The sequence below is a fragment of the Delftia sp. PE138 genome (genome assembly GCF_018320755.1).
Taxonomy (GTDB): Bacteria; Pseudomonadota; Gammaproteobacteria; order Burkholderiales; family Burkholderiaceae_C; genus Comamonas; species Comamonas tsuruhatensis.
Genome location: NZ_JABEPN010000005.1, coordinates 104,264 through 129,339, shown reverse-complemented (window position 1 = coordinate 129,339; position 25,076 = coordinate 104,264). Strand labels below are relative to the sequence as shown.

Below are 25,076 nucleotides of genomic sequence, written 5' to 3'. Positions count from 1 at the left end.
TTCTTGCCCGCTGTTTGCCGCTCACTCCAGGCGGATCCTGGCATCGTGGATCAGCGCGGCCCAGTCCGTCTGCTCCTTGAGCAGGTACCGGGCCGCGTCCTGCATGCTGCCGCCCAGGGCCGTGCTGCCCTCGGCCTGCAGTTGCTGCTGCACGGCGGGCTGCTGCAGGGCCGCGTTCACGGCGGTATTCATCTTCTGCACGATGGCGGCCGGCGTGTCCTTGGGCGCGACGATGAGCTTCCAGTCCACGGCCTCGAAGCCTGCATAGCCCGATTCGGCCACCGTGGGTACCTCCGGCAGGATGGGCAGGCGCCTGGCCGAGGTCACGGCCAGGGCGCGCAGCTTGCCGCCCTTGAGCAGCGGATAGACGGCCTGGGGCGTGCCGAACATGTAGTGCGTCTGCTTGCCCAGCAGGTCGGTCACGGCCGGCGCTGCGCCCTTGTAGGGCACGTTGAGCACCTGGATGCCGGCCTTGAAGGCCAGCATCTCGCCGGCCAGGTGGCCCACCGTGCCCGTCGATGCCAGTCCCTGGCGGATGCCTCCCGGGTCGGCCTTGGCGGCCTTGACCAGGTCCTGCACCGATTTCCATGGCGAGTCCTGCGGCACGACCAGCACCGTGGGCTGGGCGGCGACCAGGGCCACGGGGATCAGGTCGGTGCGGGGGTTGAAGGGCATGCTGGGCAGCAGGGCGGGGTTGATGGCGAGGTTGGCGGTCTGGCCCATGCCGAAGGTATAGCCATCCGGCGCGGACTTGGCCACCGCATCCAGCCCGATGTTGCCGCCCGCGCCGGGCTTGTTGTCCACCACCACGGTCCATTGGTTCAGCGTGCCCACGCGCTCGCTGATCTGGCGCGCGACCGCGTCCGTGCCGCCGCCCGGCGTGTAGGGCACGACCATGCGCACGGCGCGCGAGGGCCAGTTGCCGGGCTGGGCCTGGGCCGCCAGCGGGAGCAGGGCGGCAGCCAATGCGGGCAGGGCGCACAGCAGCAACTGGCGGCGCGGGGCGGAACAAGGGCGGGCCTGTGTCTGTGTCCGGTTTTGGGCGGCCGGGTTGCGGTGGATGGCGGGCATGGTGTTGTCTCCGGGAATTTTTGGGAAAAGGCCTCCCCGCCGGGCGCGCGGCAAGCGTCGTCCGGTGTGGGGTGGATGGGGTGCAAGGTTGCAGGGGCGCCGCGCGTCGGGTGGACGGCGGCGGCTTCAGTGGCTCAGCCTGGCATCAATGGGAGGCCTTGGCGTGGCTGTCGGTGGCCTCGCCCTGGGCCAGGGCCAGGGCCTGCTCGCTGCTGTAGCCCAGTGCGGTGAGGATCTCCAGGCTGTGCTCGCCCAGGCGCGGGGGCGACAGGCGCACATCCAGGCGCTTGCCGTCCAGCGTGAAGGGCAGCAGCACGGTCTTGGTCTCGCGGCCATCGGGCAGGGTGATGGGGGCCAGCGCGCCCGTGGCGTTCAGGTGCGGGTCTTGCAGCAGGTCCTGCGGGCGTGCGATGGGGGCGAAGGGCAGGCCGTTCTTCTCGAAGACCTCGGCAATGTGGGCGGCGCTGTGCGGGGCCATCTTCTCGCGCAGCAGCGGCATCAGCCAGCTGCGCGCCAGCACGCGGTCGTTGTTGCTGCCAAGGCGCGGATCGTCGCGCAGCTCGCCCAGGCCGAAGGCGTCGCAGAACAGGCGCCAGGCGCCGTCGCTGACCACGGCCAGGAAGATCTGCTCGCCGCCCTGGACCTCGAACACGTCGTAGATGGCCCAGGCCGAGATGCGTGCCGGCATGGGCGCGGCCGGCTTGCCGGTGACGGCGAACTGCATCATGTGCTGGGCGACCAGGAAGATGTTGTTCTCGAACAGTGCGCTTTGCACTTCCTGGCCGCGCCCGGTCTTCTCGCGCTGGGCCAGGGCAGCCATCGCGCCCATGGCGCCGAACATGCCGCCCATGATGTCGTTGACGCTGGCACCGGCGCGCAGCGGGTCGCCGGGGCGGCCCGTCATGTAGGCCAGGCCGCCCATCATCTGCACCACCTCGTCCAGCGCCGTGCGGTGCTCGTAGGGGCCTGGCAGAAAGCCCTTGTGGCTCACGTAGATGAGGCGCTCGAAGCGGTCCTTGAGGCTGTCGTAGTCCAGCCCCAGCTTGCGCATGGTGCCGGGCTTGAAGTTCTCGCAGACCACGTCGGCCGTGGCGATCAGGCGCAGCGCGGCCTGCTTGCCTTCCTCGGTCTGCAGGTCCAGCGTCACGCTCTTCTTGTTGCGGTTGAACAGCGGGAAAAAGCCCGAGCCCGAACCCAGCAGCTTGCGCGTGGCATCGCCGTCGCGGCCGTGGCCCACGGGCTCGACCTTGATGACTTCGGCGCCCAGGTCGGCCAGCATCATGCCGCAGGACGGGCCCATGACCATGTGGGTGAACTCGACCACGCGGATGCCTGCGTAGGGCAGTGGCGTGGCCTGGCCTGCGGCCGTGTCGGGGGAGGTGGGTTGGCTCATGGGAAAACGGTGAATGAATGTATGGGTTGTCGCCGCGGCTCAGGCCGGTGCGTAGGGGTGGGGCGCAAAGCCCTTGGGCAGTCCGGCCAGCGGCGTCATGCCGTGCAGCTCCTCGCCGGGCAGGCCTGCGGCCAGCGGCTGGCGGGCGGCGATCAGGCGATCGATGTGCACGCCGGTGCGGATGCCCATGGCCTCGAACATGAAGACCAGGTCTTCGGTGACCACGTTGCCCGAGGCGCCCGGCGCGTACGGGCAGCCACCCAGGCCGGCCAGCGAGGCATCGAAGGTGCGCGCGCCAGCCTCGTAGGCGGCCAGGCAGTTGGCCAGGCCCAGGCCGCGCGTATTGTGCATGTGGGCCGCGCCTGCCTGTTCGCCCAGCTCGGCCCGCAGCCGTGTGAACAGGCGCCGCACCTGGGCCGGGTTGGCCATGCCCGTGGTGTCGGACAGGCCCGATTCGTCGGCGCCCGCCGCCACGCAGGCCAGGGCCAGTGCAATCACTTCGTCCTCGGGCACCAGGCCCTGCAGCGTGCAGCCGAAGGCCGTGGAGATGCCCGCCTCGATCAGGGCATGCGGTGCGATCTCGTCGCGCAGCGCGGCAATGGCCCGCACCTCGTCCACCATCTGCATGGGGGTCTTGCGCACATTGGCCATGGAATGCTCGGGGCTGGCCGATACGGGCAGCGTGACCTTGTGGACGCCGGCGCGCAGCGCAGCCTCGGCACCGCGCAGATTGGGGACCAGGGCCATCACGGTGACGCCGGGCAGCGTGATGGCGTGGGCGACCACCTCGGCCGCGTCGGCCATCTGGGGCAGCAGCTTGGGCGAGACGAAGGAGCCGACCTCGATCTCCTGCAGGCCCGAATGGGCCAGGGCGTCGATCCACGCCAGCTTGTGCGCTGTGGACATGGTGGAGGCCACGGACTGCAGGCCATCGCGCGGGCCGACTTCGCTGATGAGTACGTCAAAACGGTGGGAGGACATGGGCAGGGACATCCGGTGGTGGGTGGCGATGACCGCAGGATTCGCCTGTTGACATCGGTTGCTTGAGTCGTTCTAATAGATAGAACTTGATTCTCTCTATTGAAATATTCCCTGCTGCACGCGCCATCGTCAAGCCTGCGTGCCTGGGGTTTTCCCTTGGGTGCCTTTTTATGCCTCGCAAATCAGTGACGGAATCGGTAGCCGACGAGAACGCCGCGCCGGGCGGAGTGGCTGCGGTGGACCGGGCCTTGAGCCTGCTGGCCGCCTTTGGCGACGGAGATGACGGGCTGACGCTGGCCCAGCTGTCGGAACGCACGCGCCTGTACAAGAGCACCGTGCTGCGGCTGCTGGCTTCGCTCGAACATGGCGGCTGGGTGTTGCGCCTGGATGATGGCCGCTATGCCGTGGGCCCGGCCGTGGCACGGCTGAACACCGTGTATGCCCGGCATTTCTCGCTGGACAGCGTGGTCATGCCCGTGCTGCGTACCCTGGTGCAGGCCACGGGCGAGAGTGCGGCCTACCACGTGCGCCAGGGGCAGGACCGGCTGTGCCTGTACCGCGTGGATTCGCCCCATCCCGTGCGCGACCATGCGCGCACCGGCGATCTGCTGCCGCTGGGGCAGGGTGCGGGCGGGCGGGTGCTGTCCGCGTTCGATGCCGAACTGTACGCCGCATCGCGCGGCGGCAGTCGCACGCAGCTGGCCCGCGTGCGCGCCGATGGCTACTGCGCCATGGTGGGAGACAGGCACCGGGAGATCGCCGGGATTTCTGCCCCGGTCTTCAAGCGCGATGGAGAGTTGGCAGCGGCACTGACACTGACCATGCCAGCCCACCGCTACGAGGAGCGCCACGCCCGCCATGTGCTGGCGGCGGCGCGGGAGCTGGGGCTCTTGCTGCCCTGAGCCAGGCGTGCGCGGTGCGCGGACTCAGCCCAGCGCCGTGTCCAGCACCATCATCAGCACAAAGCCCAGCATGAGGCCGCCCGTGGCAAAGGCCTCGTGGCCCTTGCGGTGCGACTCGGGAATGATCTCGTGGCTGATCACGAAGAGCATGGCGCCTGCCGCAAAGCCCAGGCCCCAGGGAAGCAGCGCGGCCGAGCCGCTGACGATGACTGCGCCCAGCACGGCGCCCAGCGGCTCCACCAGGCCCGATGCCATGCCCAGCGCCACGGCAAAGCTGCGCTTGTAGCCCGCAGCCAGCAGGGCCACGGCGACCACCAGGCCCTCGGGCACATCCTGGATGGCAATGCCTGTGGCCAGCGCATTGGCGCGCAGTCCGTCGTTGCCCGCATAGCCCACGCCGATGGCCAGGCCTTCGGGCAGGTTGTGCAGGGCAATGGCAAAGACGAACAGCCAGGTGCGCTGCAGCTTGCGCGCGCCTTGCGGGTCCAGGCCTTCGCGGCCCTTGATGAAGTGCTCGTGCGGCAGCAGCCGGTCCATGAGCATGAGCGCCGCGCCGCCCAGCAGGATTGCCGTGCCGATGACAGCGCCTGCCGCCCAGCTCCCGCCCCCAAACAGGCCCTGCGTACGTACCGCTTCCAGCCCCGGCAGGATCAGCGAGAAGGCGCAGGCCGCCAGCATGACGCCGGCGCCAAAGCCGAACAAGGTGTCCTGCGTGCGCTCGGACAGGCGCTGGGACAGCATCACGGGCACGGTGCCCAGGGCTGTCGCCAGCGCGGCTGCCGAGCCGCCGGCCAGGGCCTGGAAGACCACCGGATGGTTCTGGGCATAGGCCCAGAACTGGCTGGTGAGCGCCCAGGCGCCGGCCATCATGATGGCCAGGCCGATCCACAGGCGGATGTTGGACCGTACGCTGGTCTTGGAGCGGAAGCGTTGTGGCAGATCCATGCTGGTCGGGAATGGGTTGGGGCGTTGGCGGGCAGGCTTGGCCGATCAGCCGCGGGCTGCGGCGTAGCGGCGGGCCACTTCGGCCCAGCTGACTACGTTGTAGAACGCCGCGATGTATTCGGGGCGGCGATTCTGGTACTTGAGGTAGTAGGCGTGTTCCCACACGTCCAGGCCCAGGATGGGGGTGGCTCCGGAGCCGATGCCGGCCATCAGCGGGCTGTCCTGGTTGCCGCTGCTTTCCACGGCCAGCTTGCCGTCCTTGTCCACCACGAGCCACGCCCAGCCGCTGCCAAAGCGCGTGAGCGCGGCCTGGGTGAAGGCGGCCTTGAAGGCATCGAAGCCCCCCAGCTCCCTGTCGATGGCCTGGGCCAGCTCGCCCGAGGGGGCGCCTCCGCCACCCTGGTCTGCCGGGGCCATCACGGTCCAGAACAGGCTGTGGTTGGCATGGCCGCCGCCGTTGTTGCGCACGGCGCCGCGCACGCCTTCGGGCAGCAGGGACAGGTCGGCGATCAGCTGCTCCACCGGCTGGCTGCCGTGCGGCGTGTCCTTGAGTGCGGCATTCAGGTTGTTCACATAGGCCTGATGGTGCTTGGTGTAGTGGATCTCCATGGTCTGCGCATCGATATGGGGCTCCAGCGCGTCGTAGGCGTAGTTCAGGGGAGGCAGGGTGTAGTGGCTCATGTGGTTTCTTTCAGGGACTACGGGGGAAATCGGTGCGTCGTAAGGCGTGTGGGGGCGAGACCTGCAGTCAGTGCGCCAGCCGCGAGGGCAGGGCCGTTGCCGCGATGTCGAAGACCCGGGACGAGGCCTGCAGTGCCGCATCGATGGGGGCTTGAACGGGAGAGGGCAGGCTGAGGTCAGGGGTTGCTTGCATCTCTGCTGGATCCGAGGGTTTCAGAGATTCCTTGATATTGATCTGAGAATTGTATTATTCATGAGAATCATTCTCATTCAAAACAAAAATGACCTCAGTCAAGCCGATGTGTATTTCCTTGCGCGTGCAGGCAGGACCCGCAGTCGTGGGTTCCGGGCGAAAAAAAAGCCCCGCAGGCGGCAATGCCTGCGGGGCCGGTCGGGTGGCGGTGGCCGCTTAGACCTGGTCGGCCGACAGGCCTGCAGTCTGGCTGAAGCCGCCGTCCACGTAGGTGATCTCGGCCGTCACGCCCGAGGCCAGGTCGGACAGCAGGAAGGCGGCCACATTGCCCACATCCTCGATGGTCACGTTGCGGCGCAGCGGCGATGCATCGGCCACGCGGCCCAGCAGCTTGCCGAAGTCCTTGATGCCCGATGCGGCCAGCGTCTTGATGGGACCGGCCGAGATGCCGTTGGCGCGGATGGCGCGGCCGTCTGCCGTGCGGCCCACGGCCTCGGCCAGGTAGCGCACCGAGGCTTCCAGCGATGCCTTGGCCAGGCCCATGGTGTTGTAGTTGGGGATGGAGCGCAGCGCGCCCAGGTACGACAGCGTCAGCAGCGAGGACTTGTCGTTGAGGTAAGGCAGGGCCGCCTTGGCCATCGCGGGGAAGCTGTAGGCGCTGATGTCGTGCGCGATCTTGAAGCCCTCGCGCGACAGGCCTTCCAGGAAGTTGCCGGCGATGGCCTCGCGCGGCGCGAAGCCGATGCTGTGCACGAAGCCGTCGAACTTGCCCCAGGTGGCGCCCAGGTCGGCGAACAGCTTGTCGATCTGGGCGTCGTCAGCCACATCGCAGTCGAAGATCAGCTTGGAGTCGAATTCTGCGGCGAACTCGGTGATGCGGTCCTTGAAGCGCTCGCCCACATAGCTGAACGCCAGCTCCGCGCCCTGTGCGTGGCAGGCCTTGGCGATGCCGTAGGCGATGGAGCGGTTGGACAGAACGCCCGTGATCAGCAGTTTTTTACCGGCGAGAAAGCCCATTGTTGTTCTCCAGAGGAAGTGAGTGGAAGTGCGCAGCAGCTGGCGGCGAAGGCGGGGCCCCGCGTCAGCGTTTGCCAGCGGGCGGCTGGCTGCGTGGTGCAGAATTGTCGCATGCGCCATTGGATGATTTCTTCGCTGCTGTTGGCCTCGGCGTGTGTGCCGGCGTGGGGCTCGCATGCCTATGCCCTGTGGGGAGAGCCCCGCTATGCCGAGGGCTTCAGCCATTTCGACTATGTCAACGCCAAGGCCCCCAAGGGCGGCGAGCTGCGCCTGGTGAGCAACCTGCGCATCTCCACCTTTGACAAGTACAACCCGTTCACCATCAAGGGATCATCTCCGGCCTATCTGGCCGAACTGATGTTCGACACCCTGCTGTGGCCCTCGCTGGACGAGACCGCCACGGGCTACGGACTGCTGGCAGAGGATGTGCAGGCCGCACCCGACGGCCTGTCGGCCACGTTCCGGCTGCGGCCGCAAGCGCGCTTTCACAACGGCAAGCCCGTGCTGGCTGCCGATGTCAAGTTCAGCTATGACACGCTGGTGGGGCCGCACGCATTGCCTGGCTACCGATCGCTGTTCTTCGATGTGGCGGGGGTCGACGTGCTGGATGAACGCACGGTGCGCTTTCGCTTCAAGCAGCCGAACCGGGAACTGCCGCTGGTTGTGGGCGCCATTCCCGTCTTCAGCCGCGACTGGGGCATGGAAAACGGCAAGCCCAAGCCCTTCGACCAGGTGGTGACGGATACGCCCATCGGCAGTGGACCCTACAGGATAGGACCTGTGCGCTTCGGCAAGGACATCACCTATGTGCGCGACCCGGACTACTGGGGCCGCGATCTGCCCGCGCGAGTGGGCACGGCCAATTTCGACCGCATCTCCGTCAAGATCTACCGCGACAACACGGCGAAGCTGGAAGCGCTGAAGGCCGGCGAGTTCGACCTGATGCGTTTTTACAGCGCCGGCGACTGGGCGCGGCGCCTGTACGGCAGGCGCTTCGACCGGGGCGAGCTGGTCAAGGGCGAATTCAGCAACAAGCTGCCCTCGGGGTTCCAGAGCTATGTGCTCAACACCCGGCGCCCTTTGCTGCAGGACGTGCGCGTTCGCCGTGCGCTGGACCTGGCCCTGGACTACGAATGGATGAACCGGCAGATGTTCTACGGCTCCTACCAGCGCGTGCGCGGGCTGTTCGGCAACACGGCCTGCGAGACCCATGGCGAGCCCTCGCCAGAGGAGCTGGCGCTCATGGAGCCCCTGCGCAAGAGCATTCCGCCGGAGGCCTTCGGCCCCATGGCCGAGCCGCCGCGCACCGATGGCAACAACTCGCTGCGTGCCAACCTGCGCCAGGCGCGGCAATTGCTGGCCGATGCCGGCTGGACCATTCAGGATGGCGTGCTGCGCAATGCGCGGGGCCAGGCCATGGAGCTGGAGTACCTGGACAGCAGCGAGTCGGGCATACGCCAGGTCTCGCCCTGGATACGCAATCTGGAAAAGCTGGGCATACGGCTGCGCTTTCGCTCGGCGGACTTTGCGCTGTACCAGCAGCGCGTGGAGAAGTTCGACTACGACATCATCTCCATTGCCTACCAGGGCACGAACAACCCGGGCCAGGAATTCGCCGACCTGTTCGGCAGTCGGGCGGCGGACACGGACGGCTCGGGCAATTTTCCCGGAGTCAAGAATCCCGCCGTCGATGCCTTGATCCGGCGCATGACCGAGGCCAAGACCGAAGCGCAGCTGTTGCCCGCGTGCCACGCACTGGAGCGTGTCATCGCGCATGGACACTACCTGATTCCGCAGTGGAGCGCGGGAACGCACCGCATGGTCTACGACTCCTGGCGGCTGGTGCGGCCCGCCGTGGTTCCCGCCTACGCGAAGGGCGAGAGCTGGGCCATGGATACCTGGTGGGCCCGCATGCCGGTGCTGACCGCGCCGCCTCCATGAGCGGGCGCTGCCGCCGCATCGTTGCGATCCGTTGCATGATGGGCACGCTCCCGGGCCGGGGTGCCCCCCGGCAATCGACATAATGCAGGACTTCTTATGTGGGCCTACATACTCAAACGCTTGCTGCTGATGGTGCCGACCCTGCTGGGCGTGCTGCTGCTGACCTTCGTGGTCGTGCAGTTCGTGCCCGGTGGCCCGGTGGAGCAGTACCTTGCCGAAGCCAAGGCCAGCGTGGGCCGTGGCGGCGAAGGCGGTGGCCTGGCCTACCGTGGCAACCAGGGGGTGGACCCCCAGCGCATAGAGCAGATCAAGGCCCTCTACGGGTTTGACAAGCCGGCCCATGAGCGCTTCTTCCAGATGCTCGGGCAGTTCGCGCGGTTCGATCTGGGGCGCAGTTTCTTTCAGAACAAGGATGTCTGGCAGCTGATCAAGGAGAAGCTGCCGGTCTCGGCCAGCCTGGGCCTGTGGACCTTTTTCATCAGCTACCTCGTGGCCGTGCCCCTGGGCATTGCCAAGGCCGTGCGTGCCGGCTCGCGTTTCGACTTCTTCACCACGCTGCTGATCCTGGTGGGCTATGCGATTCCGGGCTTTGTGCTGGGCGTGGCGCTGCTGGTGATCTTCGGCGGGCAGCTGCAATGGTTTCCGCTGCGCGGGCTGACCTCGGCCAACTGGGATGAGCTGTCCTGGGGCGCGCGCATCGTGGACTATCTATGGCATATCGCGCTGCCGGTCACGGCCATGGTGGCGGGCAGCTTCGCCATCACCGCCATGCTCACCAAGAATGCCTTTCTGGAAGAGATCCGCAAGCAATATGTGCTGACAGCCCGCGCCAAGGGCCTGTCGGAGCGGCAGGTGCTTTATCGGCATGTGCTGCGCAATGCGCTGATTCCCATCGTCACCGGCTTTCCGGCCGCCTTCATCGGTGCCTTCTTCACGGGCTCGCTGCTGATAGAAACGCTGTTCTCGCTGGACGGCCTGGGCCTGCTCAGCTATGACAGCGTGATACGGCGCGACTATCCCGTGGTGCTGGGCACGCTGTACCTGTTCACGCTGATCGGCCTGGTGACCAAGCTGGTCAGCGATCTTTGTTATGTGTGGGTGGATCCGCGTGTACGGTTTGACTAGGTACCTTCCGAGCCGCTTCGCGGCTTGCCCGGTATGCACGGCGCCCTGTATCACGGGGGGCGGACGGGCGGCGCGTGGCGCCGGGCTTCGTTTCCTGGAGCGACATGGACACTGAAATGCAATCCGTTGTGGTTTCTGGAACGGGGCTGCCGGGGGCTGGGGCGCCTGCACCGCTGGCGGCGGCGGCGGTTTCGCCGGCGCGGCGGGCTTGGCTGCGGTTCAGGCGCAATCGGCTGGGATATTGGAGCCTGGTCGCTTTTTGCGTGATGGTGGTGCTGAGCCTGGGCGCCGAGCTGATCAGCAACGACCGGCCCCTGGTGGTGCGCTACGAAGGCCAGACCTACTGGCCGCTGTGGAACGATTATTCCGAGAAGACCTTCGGCGGCGACTTCGAGACGGCGGCCGACTATCTGGATCCCTACATCCGGGATCGCCTGAGCCAGGGTGGCAACTGGGCGCTGTACACGCTCAATCCCTACGGGCCGCAGGCGCTCAACTACTTTGCGAGCTTGCCCAATCCGGCGCCGCCCTCGCGCGAGAACCTGCTGGGCACGGACGATCGCGGGCGCGATCTGCTGGCGCAACTGATCTACGGCTTTCGCGTGAGCGTGCTGTTTGCGCTGGCGCTGACGGCCTCCGGCGTGGTGCTGGGCGTGGTGACGGGGGCCATCCAGGGCTTTTTCGGCGGCAGGACCGATCTGGCGTTTCAGCGCTTCATCGAGATCTGGGGCTCCATGCCCGAGCTGTATCTGCTGATCATCTTCAGCGCGGTGCTGGCGCCCAGCGTCTCGCTGCTGCTGGTGCTGCTGTCGCTGTTCGGCTGGATGGGGCTGTCGGACTATGTGCGGGCCGAATTCCTGCGCAACCGCCAGCTCGACTACGTGAAGTCGGCGCGTGCGCTGGGCGTGGGCAATGGCGCGCTGATCTGGCGCCATCTGCTGCCCAACAGCATGACGCCCGTGGTCACCTTTTTGCCGTTTCGCATGAGTGCAGCCATCCTGGCGCTGACTTCGCTTGATTTCCTGGGCCTGGGCGTTCCGCCCGATACGCCCAGCCTGGGCGAGTTGCTGAGCCAGGGCAAGAACAGCATCGATGCCTGGTGGATCTCGCTGTCCACCTTTGCGGTGCTGGTGGTGACGCTGCTGCTGCTGACCTTCATGGGCGATGCGCTGCGCGATGCCCTGGACCCGCGCAAGGCCGCTGCCACCGATGCAGCCCCGGCCGTTGATGCGAAGGACGCCGCATGAACGCAGAGCAGCCGGCAATGGACATGCCTTCCGCCCCCGGTCGTGGCCGGACGCTGCTGTCTGTGCGCAACCTGCGCGTGCGCTTTGGCAGCAAGGACGTGGTGCACGGCGTGAGCTTCGATCTGGCGGCCGGTGAGAAGCTGGCGCTGGTGGGTGAGTCCGGTTCGGGCAAGACCATCACGGCGCTGTCCCTGCTGAGGCTGGCCGGTGACGCCCAGCTGGGCGGGCAGGCGCTTTTCGACGGCCGCGACCTCCTGCGCCTGCCCGAGCGCGAGATGCGGGCCGTGCGCGGCGGCGACGTGGCCATGATCTTCCAGGAGCCCATGACGGCGCTCAATCCGCTGATGACCGTGGGCGAACAGGTGGGCGAGGTGCTGCGCCTCAAGCAGGGGCTGACGCGGGCGCAGTCCCTGGCCCAGGCGGCCGAACTGCTGGCGACCACGGGCATTGCCGAGCCCGTGCGCCGTGCCCGCGCCTTTCCGCATCAGCTCAGCGGCGGCCAGCGTCAGCGCGCCATGATCGCCATGGCACTGGCCAGCAGCCCGCGCCTGCTGCTGGCCGATGAGCCGACCACGGCGCTCGACGTCACGCTGCGCGGACAGATCCTGCAATTGCTCGATGACCTGCAACGCCAGACCGGCATGGCCGTGCTGATGATCACCCACGACCTGCACCTGGTGCGGCGCTTTGCCGATCGCGTGGCGGTGATGGAGCGCGGGCAGCTGGTGGAGCAGGGCGAGGTGCCGGCGGTCATGGCAGCTCCGCGCCATGCCTACACGCGCAAGCTGCTGGCCAGTGTGCCGCGCCGCGATCTGGTCGAGGCGCAGGCCGGTACACCGGGGGCGGCTCCCGAGCCGCTGGTCCATGCGCAGGGCCTCAAGGTCAGCTACCCGGTGCCGTTGACGGGCGTGCGCGGCTGGTTTGGCCAGGGGCGTTTTGTTGCCGTGCAGTCCGCCGACCTGGACCTGATGCCCGGGCGCACCGTGGGTGTGGTCGGGGAGTCGGGCTCGGGCAAGTCCACGCTGGCCCAGGCCGTGCTGGGACTGCTGCCGCATGAAGGCCAGCTGCGCATCGCTGGCCAGGCCTGGAGGCAGCCGGCCACGCGCAACTCGCCGGCCAATCTTGCGCTGCGGCGCAAGGTGCAAGTGGTGTTCCAGGACCCGTATTCATCGCTGTCGCCTCGGCTGACGCTGGAGCAGATCGTTGGCGAGGGCCTGCGCGTGCACGCCCCGGCGCTCACGGGGCGGCAGCGCCGTGACCGCGTCGTGGACATGCTGTCTGCCGTCGGGCTGACGGATGAGCAGTTCCCCGGTCTGCTCGATCGCTATCCGCATGAGTTCTCCGGAGGCCAGCGCCAGCGTATCGCCATTGCGCGTGCCCTGGTGCTGGAGCCTGAAGTGCTGGTGCTTGACGAGCCCACCAGTGCGCTGGATGTGACCATTCAGCAGCAGGTGCTGGGCCTGCTGCAGCGGCTGCAGCGCGAACGTGGCCTGGCCTATCTGCTCATCACGCACGATGTGGACGTGATCCGCGCCATGGCCCATGACGTGGTGGTGATGAAGGATGGTGCCATCGTCGAATCCGGCCCCGTGGCCCAGGTGCTGGGCGCGCCGCGTGAGTCCTATACCCAGCGGCTGGTGGAGGCTGCTGGCTTTTCGGGTGACGGCATGCCCGACGGGTTTTGAGTTCGCCGGCCTGCCGCCGGGCCGCTACCAGCTGCCTGTGGGATTGACCCCGTCCTGAAGAATCCACTGCACCTTGTCCACGGGCACGCCCAGCAGCCGGGCCTGGGCCAGCAGGCGCGCTGCCACGCCATCGGGCAGTTCAGGGGTGCGCGAAAGAATCCAGAAATAGCGCAGGTCCGAGCCGACCACCATGGCCCAGCGGTAGTCGGCATCCAGGGCCACCACGTTGTAGCCGCCGTAGAACGGTCCGAAGAACGAGACCTTGAGCGCCGCAACGCCGGGGCCATGCACCGTGCGGGCCTTGCCTTCAGCAGACTTCCAGCGCCGGCGGCCTGCGTCGTAGCCCCGGTTCAGCACATGCACGCTTCCATCGGGAAGCGGCGTGTATTCGGCCTGGGTGCGCTCCAGGCCTTTTTCGAAGCGGTGGTCTATGCGGGCCACCTCGTACCAGCGGCCCATGTAGCGCTGGATGTCCCAGCCGCGTACGGGCTCCACTGTGGCAGGAATGGGCGGGTTGCGCAGGCCCTTCCAAAGCAAGGCGGCTGCAGCGGCCCCGACGGCAAGCCCAGCCAGGCCTGCCGCGGGCCGAACCCAGGCAGGGCGGGGTGTGGACGGGGTGGTGACTTCTGTGCTTGGTTGGCGGGGTGACATCGTGCGGAACTCCGTGTTCAGGCAGGAGCGCATGCCAGGGGCATCATGTGCGCTTGGCAGCGTGCTCCTACTTTAGGACAGAACGCCGGGCCGCGGTGTAGGCCGGCGCTGCCGGAACTGCGGCTGTGCGGGCTGCGCAACGCAGGAACTTTCCCTATGCCGGAGCAGGCCATGTGTTTTTTTATGCGCGGGCCTGCAGGTCTATGGCCTAATTGCGCGTTCTCATTTTTTTGAAGAAGGAAATGCCATGGGCAACAAGATCGTTACCGAAGCCGACCGCAAGTTCACTCCCCAGCCTCCCCTGCCCAACGGCGTCACCCTGCCGACGCCCGGCCGTGGCCAGCGCGTGAGCCGCGCCCGTGGCGCCCACACCCATACCAAGAAGAACCCCGGCAAGCGTCACCGCTGAGCACGGCGGGCCGCATGCATGACTGCTGCGGCCGCGTTCTGAAAGCAAGAGCCCTCGAAAGAGGGCTTTTGCTTTTGGGGCGAATGCGCTCAGTGCTGCAGTGCCTGGAGCTTGCGGCGCAGCATCTGCACTTCCTCGATCAGGTCCGCCGTCAGCGCGGCCAGTTGAGGGTCGGCATCGAAGCTGTGCTCCAGATGGGCTATGCGGCGCGCACGCACCAGCATGTGGCTGCTGAAGCGCCACTGTGCCTGCGCGTCGGCCGCGTCGCCGGCCGGCTCGTTCTCGCAGTACAGCACCCCGGTCTGCACGCGCTCCACCACCCAGTCGGTGTTGCGCTGGCAGTGGCGGGCGAGATCGTGCAGATCCAGTGCGCCTTCATCCAGCAGTTCTGCAGGTTCGTAGAAGGGATACAGCGGCGTGCTCATAGCGAGGCTCCTTGGCCCGTGCCGTGCTGGCGGGCATCGAACGAGGGGAAGGCCTGGGCCAGTGCCTCATAGGCCTTTCGCTGGGCGTCGGTCTGCGGCTCCGGCAGGCTGATGCCCAGCACCAGATACAGATCGCCTGGCGTGGCGGCGGGCAAGCCCTTGCCCTTGATCCGCAGCTTGCGGCCTGCGCGGCTGCCGGCAGGGATGCCGACATCGAATTCGCCGGCAATCGTGGCGAGACGGACCGTGCCGCCCAGCGCGGCTTCCCAGGGCGCGAGCGCGATGGGCTGATAGACGTCCTTGCCCTCGGCCCACCAGCGCGGGTCGTGGCGCAGATGCACCTGCAGCAGCAGGTCGCCTGCAGGACCCTTGCCCAGGCCCTGGCCGCCCTGGCCTGCCAGGCGGATCATCTGGCCTTCGCGCACCCCCTTGGGAATGCTGACCTGCAATTCCTTGTCCCGCGCCACCGGCCGCCCGTCCTCATCCAGCACCGTGCTGCGCAGGTGCAGGCTGCGCTGGGCGCCGTGGTAGCTGTCCAGCAGGTCCAGCTCGATGCTGGCGTGCTGGTCCTGCCCGCGCAGGTCGGGTGGAGGTCGGTGCTGCCCGCCGCCCGCATGGCGCGCGCGGGCGCCCTGGCCGAACATCTGCGAGAAGAATTCGCTGAAATCCGCATCGCCGTCCGGCATGGCGCCATCGCCGCTGCGAAAGTGGAAGTCCTGACCTTCCCAGTCCGGTGGCGGCTGGAATCCGCCGGCGCCTGCGCTGCGGCGGGGCGCATCGGCCAGCGCGTCGTAGGCGGCACGCTTTTCGGGATCGGACAGCACGGCGTTGGCTTCATTGATCTCGGCCATGCGTTGCGAGGCATCCGCTTCCTTGCTGATGTCCGGGTGGTACTTGCGCGCCAGCTTGCGGTAGGCCTTCTTGATCTCGTCAGCACTGGCCTGCCGGTCCACGGCCAGGATGCGGTAGTAGTCCTTGTATTCCATGAATTTCCGTCCTCCAGCCCTTGCGGGCGATGTTCTGGGCAAGCCAGAAGCCAGCATAGCCCGGTCATGGCAGGGTCTCAACCGATGGGCCTTTTCCTGCTGGACTGGCATCTTGTGACGGGTTTACTACATTCGCGCGTCGGCAGGACGCAACAGGAGGCGTCGGACATGGCACATGGCAGGCGATGGCGGTACGGGACAGGGCTTTCAGGCGTCAAGGGGGCAAGGAGCTTGCTGGGCGCATGGCTGGCGGCCTGTGCATGCGGCGTGATGGCGCAGTCAGTCCAGCCGGCACCGGGCGTGCCGATGGCGGACCTGCCCCCCGCCGTGGTCAGTGCGCCTCTGCCCGATGTGGGCTCCATGGCGTCCAGGGTACTGGCCTGCACGGCCTGCCATGGTCCCGAGGGACGGGCCACACCCAGCGGCTACTTTCCTCGCATTGCGGGCAAGCCTGCGGGCTATCTTTACCGCCAGCTCAAGAATTTCCAGCAGGGGCGCCGCAGCTATCCGGCAATGAACCGGCTGATCGAATTCATGTCGGACGACTATCTGCGCCAGATCGCCGTGCATTTCGCAAGCCTTGAGCTGCCCTATGCGCCGCCCGTGCCGGCGCAGCTGCCGCCCGCCGACCTCGCGCGTGGCGAGCAGCTGGTGCTGCAGGGCGACGCGCAGCGGGGCCTGCCCGCCTGTGCTGCCTGCCATGGCCAGCGGCTCATGGGCGCGGGCGACGATATCCCGGGTCTGTTGGGCCTGTCACGCGACTATCTCAACAGCCAGATCGGCGCCTGGCGCTCGGGCCAGCGCCAGGCGGCCGCTCCCGATTGCATGGACCAAGTGGCCAAGGCGCTGACGCCGCAGGAAGTCGTGGCCGTCACGGCATGGCTGTCGTCGCGGCCTGCATCGGCGACGCCGGGAGGGCGCGAGGCCTTGGCGCGCCCCTTGCCGCTGCGCTGCGGTGCGGTGGCCGCTGTGGGCGGTCAGGAGGGCAGGCCATGAGTGTCCAAGTGGAAAATCCGGCCAGCGCGAGCGTACGCGGGCGGTGGCCCCTGCTGGCTCTTGTGGTCCTGGCCCTGGTCCTGGTGGGGCTGCTGCTGGTCTGGCTCAACCTGCGGGGGGAGCAGGGGGTTCATGCCTATGGCCACGGCGGCTGGTCGGGATCGACCGAAACACAGGCCGCCCTGGTCGAGCGCGGCGCCTACCTTGCGCGGGTAGGCAACTGCGCTGGCTGCCACACGGCGGCGGGCGGTGCCGAATATGCGGGCGGGCGGGGCTTGCCCACCGCGTTCGGCACGCTGTACACCAGCAATCTCACCTCCGACAAGGAGACGGGCTTGGGGCTGTGGTCGGCGCAGGACTTCTGGCGTGCGCTGCACAACGGGCGCTCGCGTGGTGGGCGCCTGCTATATCCGGCCTTCCCGTATGACAGCTACACCCGCGTGACGCGCGCCGATTCGGACGCCTTGTTCGCCTATCTGCAAAGCCTGCCCGCCGTGCGCGCGCAGACGCCGCCGCATGCGCTGGACTTTCCCTATGGCTGGCAGGGGTCGCTGGCCGTCTGGCGCGCGCTGTTCTTCTCGCCGAAGGATTGGCAGGACCAGCCAGGGAAGGCCCCGGCCTGGAATCGCGGCGCCTATCTTGCCCAGGGGCTGGGCCATTGCGCGGCCTGCCATGCGCCGCGCAATGGCCTGGGTGCCTCCGGCCAGGCCATGTCCGGCGGCTTTGTGGCAGGGCAGTCCTGGTATGCGCCTTCGCTGCTCGATCCCGGCGAGGCGGGTGTGCGCGCCGGCCAGGAATCCGCCTGGGTGCAGTTGCTGCAGACGGGGTCCGGCCCCGCAGGCTCGGCACTGGGCCCCATGGCCGAAGTCGTGGCGCGCAGCACCCAGCACTGGCAGCCACAGGATCTGCAGGCGCTGGCTTCCTATCTGCAGGAGCGGGGTGCTGCTGCTGCCCCAGCTGCCGGCACAGACGGGCACGGTGCCATCAAGGCTGTGCAGCCTGGGCAGATGGCCTTGGGGCGGGCCGTGTACGAACGGCAGTGCGCGGTCTGCCATGGTGCGCAGGGCCAGGGAACACCGGGCGCGTTTCCTGCGCTGGCCGGCAATGCTTCCGCGACCATGGCCGAGCCGCGCAACCTGCTGCTGGTGCTGCTGGACGGTGGCTATCCCCCGTCCACGCGGCAACAGCCGCAGCCGCATGGCATGCCGCCCTTTGGCCATGTGCTGTCTGACGCACAGGTGGCCGCCGTGGCCAGCTATGTGCGCAATGCCTGGGGCAACAAGGCGGCGGAAATCGGTACCATGGAGGTTTATCGCGCCCGGGAAGGGCGTGGTTTCTGAGAGGTTTTCCATGGATTCAATGGCCGGCAAGCTGCCGGACGACAGCGCGGCAGCCAGCCCCTGGTGGGTGGTTTGCCTGTGTGCGCAATGGTGCGGCGTTTGCAACCAGTACCGGAGCGCGTTTGCGGAGCTGGCCACCCAGTTCCCGCAGATGCACTTCGTCTGGCTTGATGTCGAGGACCGCGAGGATGTGGCCGGGGACCTGGACATCGAAACCTTTCCCTCTGTGCTGATCGCTGACGGCGAGCGCGCGCGCTTTCTGGGGCCGGTGCTGCCCCAGCCGGGCGTTGTGGCGCGCATGCTGCAGTCATTGGCCCAGGACCCTGGCGCGGCCCCGGCCGACCCCGCCGAAGCGCAGGCCCTTTTGCGGCGGCTTCAGTCGGCGCAGGCGCTTGAGCGCGTGGGCGCCTGAGCCTCCGGCGGAGGGGTGTCCGCCCTGGCCTGGGCTGCCTTGCGCAGTGCCTGCCAGCGCCTGTTTTTGTACGGCGCGAACTTGGCCTGAAGGTCGTTTGCGGATACAATGGCATATTCACGACCAAACGGGCGGGTACCAACCGCCCTTTTTTTTGGGCGATCTTCGGGCGACCTTAGGGATTGCCATGGGGCTCGGCGCTGTTGGGACATGGCTGCTGCCAAGGTTCCAGGGGCGTTCCGGGTCTTTTGTGTTTGCAGGATTGAATTTAATTACACGTGGCACTACAGCAAATCGTTGAACAAACCGTGACAGGTCTGGGCTATGACCTGGTGGAAATAGAACGCTCGGCAGGCGGGCTGTTGCGCGTCACAATTGATTTGCCTTGGCAGCCCCCGGTGGAGGGCGAGCCGGTGGTGCCGGAGCAGTTCGTGACAGTCGAGGACTGCGAGAAGATCACGCGCCAGCTGCAGTTCGCGCTGGAGGTCGATGGCACGGATTACACGCGCCTCGAGGTCTCCTCCCCGGGCATCGACCGCCCCCTGCGGCATGAGCAGGACTTCATCCGCTTTGTCGGGGAAGTCATCGACCTGACCCTCAAGGAGCCCATCGGCGCTGCCGCTGAAGGGCAGGTCAGCGCCAATCGCAAGAAATTCCGCGGCACGCTGGAGCGTGCCGAAGGTGGTGGCTGGCAGATCGTCTGGAGCGACGAGCCACCCGTCAAGCCTGGCCAGAGGGTCAGCAAGAAGCGTGTTCCCGCGCCCCTGCAGGCGCTGGGTTTCACGCTGGAGGAGCTGCGCGAGGCGCGTCTGGCTCCCCTTGTGGATTTCAAGGGGCGTTCTGCCAAGCCGGTCTGATCGGAGCGGGCAGGGTACGTCGAATCATTGGGGCAGAAGGGCATTGCCATCCCCTTTCTGCGTGATTGAAATAGGAGAGTCGTCGCATGAATCGCGAATTGTTGATGTTGGTAGAAGCCATTTCGCGCGAAAAGAACGTGGAGCGCGATTTGGTGTTCGGTGCAGTGGAATCGGCCCTGGCCCAAGCCACGAAGAAGCTGTACCAAGGTGAAGTGGACATCCGCGTGGCCATCGATCGCGACAGCGGTAACTACGACACCTTCCGCCGCTGGCTGGTGGTGCCCGATGATGCGGGCCTGCAAAACCCCGATGCCGAAGAAATGCTGATGGACGCACAGGACCGCGTCCCCGGCATCTCCGAAGGCGAGTACATCGAGGAAGAGATCGAGTCGGTGCCCATCGGCCGCATCGGTGCGATGGCGGCCAAGCAGGTCATCCTGCAAAAGATCCGCGATGCCGAGCGCGAAATGCTGCTCAACGAGTTCCTGTCGCGCGGCGACCGGATCTTCACGGGCACGGTCAAGCGCATGGACAAGGGCGACATCATCGTCGAGGCCGGCCGTGTCGAAGGACGCCTGCGCCGCAGCGAAATGATCCCCAAGGAAAACCTGCGCAACGGCGACCGCGTGCGGGCCATGATCATGGAAGTGGACGCCACGCTGCGCGGCGCGCCCATCATCCTGTCGCGTTCGGCGCCGGAGTTCATGGTCGAGCTGTTCCGCAACGAAGTGCCCGAGATCGAGCAGGGCCTGCTGGAGATCAAGAGCTGCGCTCGCGATGCCGGCAGCCGCGCCAAGATCGCCGTGCTCAGCCATGACAAGCGTGTCGATCCCATCGGCACCTGTGTCGGCGTGCGGGGCACCCGCGTCAACGCCGTCACCAATGAATTGGCTGGCGAGCGCGTGGACATCGTGCTGTGGTCCGAGGACCCCGCACAGTTCGTGATCGGTGCGCTGGCTCCGGCCAATGTGTCGTCCATCGTTGTGGACGAGGAAAAGCACGCCATGGACGTGGTGGTTGACGAGGAAAACCTCGCCATCGCCATCGGCCGTGGCGGCCAGAACGTTCGCCTGGCTTCCGAGCTTACCGGCTGGAAGATCAACATCATGGACGCGGCTGAGTCTGCGCAAAAGCAGGCGGACGAGTCTGCCGTTGCGCGCCAGCTGTTCATGGAAAAGCTCGATGTGGACGAGGAAATCGCCAACATCCTCATCGAGGAAGGTTTCGAGACCCTGGAAGAAGTGGCCTACGTGCCGCTGCAGGAAATGCTCGAAATCGAGGCGTTCGACGAAGAGACGGTGAACGAGCTGCGCACCCGTGCGAAGGATGCCCTGCTGACGCAGGAAATCGCGCACGAGGAAAACGTGGGCAAGGTGTCGCAGGATCTGCTGACGCTCGAGGGAATGACTCCGGAGATCGTGGACAAGCTGGCCGAGGCCAATGTGCACACTCGCGACGATCTGGCCGATCTGGCCATCGATGAGTTGACCGAGCTGACCGGGCAGACCGAGGAAGAAGCGAAGGCTTTGATCATGAAGGCGCGTGAGCACTGGTTCACCGAAGGGCAAGAGTAAGGTCAGGGAGGTTCAGAGCATTTATGTCCAGTAATACGGTTGCCGAGTTTGCAAAAGAGCTCAACAAGACCCCTGACACGTTGCTGCAGCAGCTCAAGGCTGCAGGCGTCGCCAAGGACAACGCATCGGATGCGTTGACCGACGGCGACAAGCAGCAACTGCTCAGCCATCTGCAGGCCAGCCACGGAAGTGGCGCCAAGAAGATCACGCTGACCAAACGGTCCACCAGCGAGATCAAGCAGGCCGATTCGTCGGGCCGCGCCCGCACCATCCAGGTGGAAGTGCGCAAGAAGCGCACCTTCGTCAAGCGCGACGAGGCCGCCGAAGGCGCCTCCGATCCCGCTGCCGTTGCGGCTGCCCAGGAGCAGCGCGCGGCGTCGGAGCGCGAATCTCAGGAATTGGTGCGCCGCGAAGGGGAAGCACGTCGCCAGGCCGAAATGATCGGCCGGGAGGAGGAAGAATTGGCACAGCAACGCCGTGAGCGCGAAGAGCGCGAGCTAGTCCAACAGCGCGAGCGCGAAGCCGAAGAGCGCGCAGCCGCCTATGCGGCTGCCGAAGCCGCAAAGATTGTCGAGGCCAACCGCGCTAAGCAGGAAGCCTCGCGCGAGCAGGCTGCCGGCCAGATAGCGCGCGCCGAAGCCCAGCTCGCGGCACGCGCCAAGGCCGAGGAAGAGTCCAAGGCCCGTGCGGCCGAGGAAGCCGAACGCGCCAAGGATCTGGAAGACCGCCGCCGCAAGGCGCTGGCCGAAGCCGAAGCCATTCGCGCCATGATGGCCGCGCCCAAGAAGGTGCTCGTGGCCAAGAAGCCCGAAGAGCCCAAGCCCGTGGCAAAGCCTGCAGCGCCTGCTGCCGCCGATGCCAAGAAGACCACGCTGCACAAGCCCGCTGGCACGACCGCCGGCGGAGCCGGTGCGCGCGCGCCTGCCGGCGCCGGCAAGGAAGTCAAGTCCGCCAAGCTCTCCTCGAGCTGGGCCGGCGATGGCAAGAAGAAGGAAATCAAGACCCGTGGCGACAGCTCCGGTGGCGTGGGCGGCCGTTCCAACTGGCGCGGCGGCCCGCGTGGCGGCCGTCGCGGCAATGACCGCAATGACGGACAGCACCAAAGCGCGGCAACGGAATTCCGTGCCATCGAAGTGCACGTGCCCGAGACCATCACCGTGGCCGAGCTGGCGCACAAGATGTCGGTCAAGGCATCCGAGCTGATCAAGGTGCTGATGAAGATGGGCCAGATGGTCACCATCAACCAGCCCCTGGACCAGGACACGGCCATGATCGTGGTCGAGGAAATGGGCCACACCGCCAAGGTCGCTGCGCTGGACGATCCCGAAGCCTTCACGGCCGAGGAAGTGTCCCAGCAGGAAGCTGCCCAGGAGTCGCGCGCCCCCGTGGTCACCGTCATGGGCCACGTGGACCACGGCAAGACCTCGCTGCTGGACTACATCCGCCGCACCAAGGTTGCGTCGGGCGAAGCCGGCGGCATCACCCAGCACATCGGTGCCTACCATGTGACGACGCCCCGCGGCATCGTCACCTTCCTGGACACCCCGGGCCACGAGGCCTTCACGGCCATGCGTGCCCGTGGTGCACAGGCCACCGACATCGTCATCCTGGTGTGCGCTGCCGACGACGGCGTGATGCCCCAGACCAAGGAAGCCATCAAGCACGCGAAGGCGGCGGGTGTGCCCATCGTGGTTGCCATCACCAAGGCCGACAAGCCCGATGCCAACCTCGACCGCGTCAAGCAAGGCCTGGTGGCCGAGCAGGTGGTGCCTGAAGAGTACGGCGGCGAGTCCCCGTTCATCGCCGTGTCGTCCAAGACCGGCCAGGGCATCGACGAGCTGCTGGAACAGGTCCTGCTGCAGGCCGAAGTGCTGGAGCTGACCGCTCCCGTGGAAGCCGCTGCCAAGGGTCTGGTCATCGAAGCGCAGCTGGACAAGGGCCGCGGCCCCGTGGCCACGGTGCTGGTGCAGTCCGGCACGCTGAAGGTGGGCGACGTGGTGCTGGCAGGCCAGACCTACGGCCGCGTGCGCGCCATGCTGGACGAAGACGGCAAGCAGACCAAGTCCGCTGGCCCCTCCATCCCGGTGGAAATCCAGGGTCTGTCCGACGTGCCCCAGGCCGGCGACGACTTCATGGTGCTGCAGGACGAGCGCCGCGCCCGCGAAATCGCGACCTACCGCGCCGGCAAGTTCCGCAACACCAAGCTGGCTCGCCAGCAGGCTGCCAAGCTCGAGAACATGTTCGCCGAAATGGGTGCGGGCGAGGTCCAGACCCTGCCCATCATCGTCAAGGCCGACATGCAGGGCTCGCAGGAAGCACTGGGCGCATCGCTGCTCAAGCTCTCCACCGAAGAGATCCGCGTGCAGCTGGTCTACTCGGGCGTGGGCGGCATCAGCGAGTCCGACGTGAACCTGGCGCTGGCCTCCAAGGCCATCATCATCGGCTTCAACGTCCGGGCCGATGCCCAGGCGCGCAAGACGGCCGAGAGCAACGATGTGGACCTGCGCTACTACAACATCATCTACGACGCCGTCGAAGAGGTGAAGGCAGCGATGTCCGGCATGCTGGCTCCCGAGCGCAAGGAAGAGATCATCGGCATGGCCGAGATCCGTACCGTGTTCGTGGCGTCGAAGATCGGCACCGTGGCTGGCTCGTACATCACGCAAGGCCAGGTTACGCGCAATGCGCATTTCCGCCTGCTGCGCGAGAACGTGGTCATCTACACGGGCGAGATCGAATCGCTCAAGCGCCTGAAGGACGACGTCAAGGAAGTCAAGGAAGGCTTCGAGTGCGGTATCAAGCTCAAGAACTACAACGACATTCGCGAAGGCGACGTGCTCGAAGTGTTCGAGATCAAGGAAATCGCGCGCTCGCTGTAATTCGACATGGCAACACGCAAGTCCGCTGCGCCGAACCGCAGCTTCAAAGTCTCCGACCAGATCCAGCGGGATCTGGCGGAGCTGATCGCACGCGAGTTGAAGGACCCGCGCGTGGGCATGGTGACGCTGCAAAGCGTGGAGGTGACTCCGGACTATGCCCACGCCAAGGTCTACTTCAGCCTGCTGATCGGCGATCCGCAGGAGACGCAGGACGCCCTGAACCAGGCCGCAGGCTTCCTGCGCAACGGCCTGTTCAAGCGCCTGCACATCCATACCGTGCCCACGCTGCACTTCATCTACGACCGCACCACCGAGCGTGCGGCCGACATGAACGCCTTGATCGCCAAGGCCGTCTCCTCGCGCGGGAAGGAAGAGTAGCCCCATGAACGCGCCACGCACAAGGGTGCAGCGGCGCCCTGTGCATGGGGTGTTGCTGCTCGACAAACCGCTGGAGCTGTCCAGCAACGACGCCTTGCAGAAGGTCAAGTGGTTGCTGCGCGCCGAAAAGGCCGGACACACCGGCACGCTGGACCCATTGGCCACCGGCGTGCTGCCGCTGTGCTTCGGTGCGGCGACCAAGTTCAGCCAGTTGCAGCTCGAAGCTGCCAAGACCTACGAGGCGATTGCGCGCCTGGGCCAGACCACGACCACGGCCGATGCCGAGGGCGAGGTGCTGCGCGAGCGCGCCATCGATCCCGCCGCCCTCACGGCCGAGCGGCTTGCCGCCGTGCAGGCGCAGTTCACGGGCTCCATCCGCCAGGTGCCGCCCATGTACAGCGCGCTCAAGAAGGACGGCAAGGCTCTTTATGAATATGCGCGTGCCGGCATCGAAGTCGAGCGACCGGCGCGCGAAGTGACAATCCACGCACTGGAGCTTTCGCTGACGCAAGACAGCCAAGGCCAGCCGGCGATCCGGATGCTGGTGACCTGCAGCAAGGGCACCTATATCCGCACGCTGGCGGAGGACGTGGGAGAGGCCCTGGGCTGCGGCGCGCACCTGCGCGCGCTGCGCCGTATCGACACTGGCGGGCTGGGTGTCGAGCGCTGTATCTCGCTGGAGGCGCTGGCCGCCATGGGCGAGGACGAGCGTCTGCAGCAGTTGCAGCCTGTCGATGCCTTGCTGGCCAGCCACACGGCTGTCACGCTGGGCGAGCAAGATGCGGCCCGTTTTCTCACGGGCCTGCCCCGCAAGGGCGCTTGGGCCGATGCCGAGGCGGTGGCTGTGTATGGCGAAAACCCCCAGGCTCTGCTGGGGGTGGGGCGCGTGGTGCGTGGGGAACTCATCCCCGCCCGCCTGCTCAGTTCACTGGAAATTCAACAGATTTTGGAAGACACGCCGCGCCCATGACGCAGCGGCAATGGGAAA

General features: G+C 66.8%; 24 protein-coding genes. 14 read left to right on the top strand and 10 right to left on the bottom strand.

Annotated elements, in window-relative coordinates:
* Nucleotides 1–21: 21 nt before the first annotated feature.
* From HFGMBDPB_RS18050 to HFGMBDPB_RS18040, 3 genes are all read right to left on the bottom strand, one after another.
* Entirely contained in the window at nt 22–1,071 is a 1,050-nt protein-coding gene (locus HFGMBDPB_RS18050) for a Bug family tripartite tricarboxylate transporter substrate binding protein (RefSeq protein ID WP_212645952.1), read from the bottom strand.
* A 145-nt stretch (nt 1,072–1,216) separates the two neighbouring features.
* Entirely contained in the window at nt 1,217–2,464 is a 1,248-nt protein-coding gene (locus HFGMBDPB_RS18045) for a CaiB/BaiF CoA transferase family protein (protein WP_074924282.1), read from the bottom strand.
* A gap of 39 nt (nt 2,465–2,503) precedes the next feature.
* A complete protein-coding gene (locus tag HFGMBDPB_RS18040; protein WP_212645951.1) occupies nt 2,504–3,457 on the bottom strand; it encodes a hydroxymethylglutaryl-CoA lyase in 954 nt (317 codons plus the stop codon).
* Between the two features lie 158 nt (nt 3,458–3,615).
* Here HFGMBDPB_RS18040 and HFGMBDPB_RS18035 point away from each other — a divergent pair, with 158 nt between their 5' ends.
* Nucleotides 3,616–4,347 (top strand): IclR family transcriptional regulator, encoded by a 732-nt coding sequence (locus HFGMBDPB_RS18035; RefSeq protein WP_212645950.1) that lies wholly within the window; start codon nt 3,616–3,618, stop codon nt 4,345–4,347.
* A 24-nt stretch (nt 4,348–4,371) separates the two neighbouring features.
* On the opposite strand, the gene HFGMBDPB_RS18030 is transcribed toward HFGMBDPB_RS18035, so the two are convergent.
* From HFGMBDPB_RS18030 to fabI, 4 genes are all read right to left on the bottom strand, one after another.
* Nucleotides 4,372–5,292, bottom strand: a complete 921-nt coding sequence (locus tag HFGMBDPB_RS18030) for a ZIP family metal transporter (RefSeq protein WP_016452392.1) — start codon at nt 5,290–5,292, stop codon at nt 4,372–4,374.
* 45 nt (nt 5,293–5,337) lie between these two features.
* Nucleotides 5,338–5,973, bottom strand: coding sequence for a superoxide dismutase (locus tag HFGMBDPB_RS18025; RefSeq protein WP_212645949.1), 636 nt, complete (start codon nt 5,971–5,973; stop codon nt 5,338–5,340).
* A 67-nt stretch (nt 5,974–6,040) separates the two neighbouring features.
* On the bottom strand, nt 6,041–6,166 hold the full coding sequence (locus HFGMBDPB_RS29925) for a hypothetical protein (RefSeq protein ID WP_269431527.1): 126 nt from the start codon (nt 6,164–6,166) through the stop codon (nt 6,041–6,043).
* Nucleotides 6,167–6,382: 216 nt separating this feature from the next.
* On the bottom strand, nt 6,383–7,183 hold the full coding sequence (gene fabI / locus HFGMBDPB_RS18020) for an enoyl-ACP reductase FabI (protein ID WP_016448897.1): 801 nt from the start codon (nt 7,181–7,183) through the stop codon (nt 6,383–6,385).
* Between the two features lie 111 nt (nt 7,184–7,294).
* Between fabI and HFGMBDPB_RS18015 the strand changes: the two genes are divergently transcribed.
* From HFGMBDPB_RS18015 to HFGMBDPB_RS18000, 4 genes are all read left to right on the top strand, one after another.
* On the top strand, nt 7,295–9,124 hold the full coding sequence (locus HFGMBDPB_RS18015; RefSeq protein WP_249343536.1) for an extracellular solute-binding protein: 1,830 nt from the start codon (nt 7,295–7,297) through the stop codon (nt 9,122–9,124).
* Between the two features lie 96 nt (nt 9,125–9,220).
* Complete coding sequence (locus tag HFGMBDPB_RS18010; protein WP_016448895.1) at nt 9,221–10,249, top strand: microcin C ABC transporter permease YejB; 1,029 nt, start codon at nt 9,221–9,223, stop codon at nt 10,247–10,249.
* A gap of 104 nt (nt 10,250–10,353) precedes the next feature.
* Entirely contained in the window at nt 10,354–11,496 is a 1,143-nt protein-coding gene (locus HFGMBDPB_RS18005; RefSeq protein ID WP_074924285.1) for an ABC transporter permease, read from the top strand.
* Nucleotides 11,493–13,181 (top strand): ABC transporter ATP-binding protein, encoded by a 1,689-nt coding sequence (locus HFGMBDPB_RS18000; RefSeq protein WP_212645948.1) that lies wholly within the window; start codon nt 11,493–11,495, stop codon nt 13,179–13,181. Before HFGMBDPB_RS18005 ends, HFGMBDPB_RS18000 begins: the two co-directional genes overlap by 4 nt.
* Before the next feature lie 24 nt (nt 13,182–13,205).
* Here HFGMBDPB_RS18000 and HFGMBDPB_RS17995 read toward each other — a convergent pair whose 3' ends face one another.
* A complete protein-coding gene (locus HFGMBDPB_RS17995) occupies nt 13,206–13,832 on the bottom strand; it encodes a lipocalin family protein (RefSeq protein ID WP_212645947.1) in 627 nt (208 codons plus the stop codon).
* A 247-nt stretch (nt 13,833–14,079) separates the two neighbouring features.
* Between HFGMBDPB_RS17995 and HFGMBDPB_RS17990 the strand changes: the two genes are divergently transcribed.
* Nucleotides 14,080–14,241 (top strand): hypothetical protein, encoded by a 162-nt coding sequence (locus HFGMBDPB_RS17990; protein WP_012204826.1) that lies wholly within the window; start codon nt 14,080–14,082, stop codon nt 14,239–14,241.
* 89 nt (nt 14,242–14,330) lie between these two features.
* Here the strand turns inward: HFGMBDPB_RS17990 and HFGMBDPB_RS17985 are convergent, their stop codons facing one another.
* Together HFGMBDPB_RS17985 and HFGMBDPB_RS17980 are read right to left on the bottom strand one after the other, a co-directional pair.
* Nucleotides 14,331–14,666, bottom strand: a complete 336-nt coding sequence (locus HFGMBDPB_RS17985; RefSeq protein WP_212645946.1) for a MerR family transcriptional regulator — start codon at nt 14,664–14,666, stop codon at nt 14,331–14,333.
* On the bottom strand, nt 14,663–15,652 hold the full coding sequence (locus HFGMBDPB_RS17980; RefSeq protein WP_212645945.1) for a DnaJ C-terminal domain-containing protein: 990 nt from the start codon (nt 15,650–15,652) through the stop codon (nt 14,663–14,665). Before HFGMBDPB_RS17980 ends, HFGMBDPB_RS17985 begins: the two co-directional genes overlap by 4 nt.
* A 168-nt stretch (nt 15,653–15,820) precedes the next feature.
* Between HFGMBDPB_RS17980 and HFGMBDPB_RS17975 the strand changes: the two genes are divergently transcribed.
* From HFGMBDPB_RS17975 to truB, 8 genes are all read left to right on the top strand, one after another.
* Nucleotides 15,821–16,648: a c-type cytochrome gene (locus tag HFGMBDPB_RS17975; protein ID WP_212645944.1), complete on the top strand. Its 828-nt coding sequence runs from the start codon at nt 15,821–15,823 to the stop codon at nt 16,646–16,648.
* Entirely contained in the window at nt 16,645–17,988 is a 1,344-nt protein-coding gene (locus HFGMBDPB_RS17970; protein ID WP_212645943.1) for a cytochrome c, read from the top strand. Before HFGMBDPB_RS17975 ends, HFGMBDPB_RS17970 begins: the two co-directional genes overlap by 4 nt.
* Nucleotides 17,989–17,998: 10 nt before the next feature.
* Nucleotides 17,999–18,400 (top strand): thioredoxin family protein, encoded by a 402-nt coding sequence (locus HFGMBDPB_RS17965; protein ID WP_016452383.1) that lies wholly within the window; start codon nt 17,999–18,001, stop codon nt 18,398–18,400.
* 278 nt (nt 18,401–18,678) lie between these two features.
* A complete protein-coding gene (gene rimP, locus HFGMBDPB_RS17960; protein WP_026062108.1) occupies nt 18,679–19,257 on the top strand; it encodes a ribosome maturation factor RimP in 579 nt (192 codons plus the stop codon).
* Nucleotides 19,258–19,343: 86 nt separating this feature from the next.
* Complete coding sequence (gene nusA, locus HFGMBDPB_RS17955; RefSeq protein ID WP_016448885.1) at nt 19,344–20,831, top strand: transcription termination factor NusA; 1,488 nt, start codon at nt 19,344–19,346, stop codon at nt 20,829–20,831.
* 23 nt (nt 20,832–20,854) lie between these two features.
* A complete protein-coding gene (infB, locus tag HFGMBDPB_RS17950) occupies nt 20,855–23,710 on the top strand; it encodes a translation initiation factor IF-2 (RefSeq protein WP_016448884.1) in 2,856 nt (951 codons plus the stop codon).
* 6 nt (nt 23,711–23,716) lie between these two features.
* Nucleotides 23,717–24,088 carry a 30S ribosome-binding factor RbfA gene (gene rbfA, locus HFGMBDPB_RS17945; protein WP_016448883.1) on the top strand — a complete coding sequence of 124 codons (372 nt, stop codon included), beginning with the start codon at nt 23,717–23,719 and terminating at the stop codon, nt 24,086–24,088.
* A 4-nt stretch (nt 24,089–24,092) separates the two neighbouring features.
* The gene (gene truB / locus HFGMBDPB_RS17940) at nt 24,093–25,058 is read left to right on the top strand and encodes a tRNA pseudouridine(55) synthase TruB (protein ID WP_047217232.1); all 966 of its coding nucleotides are present in this window, start codon (nt 24,093–24,095) and stop codon (nt 25,056–25,058) included.
* Nucleotides 25,059–25,076: the final 18 nt, after the last annotated feature.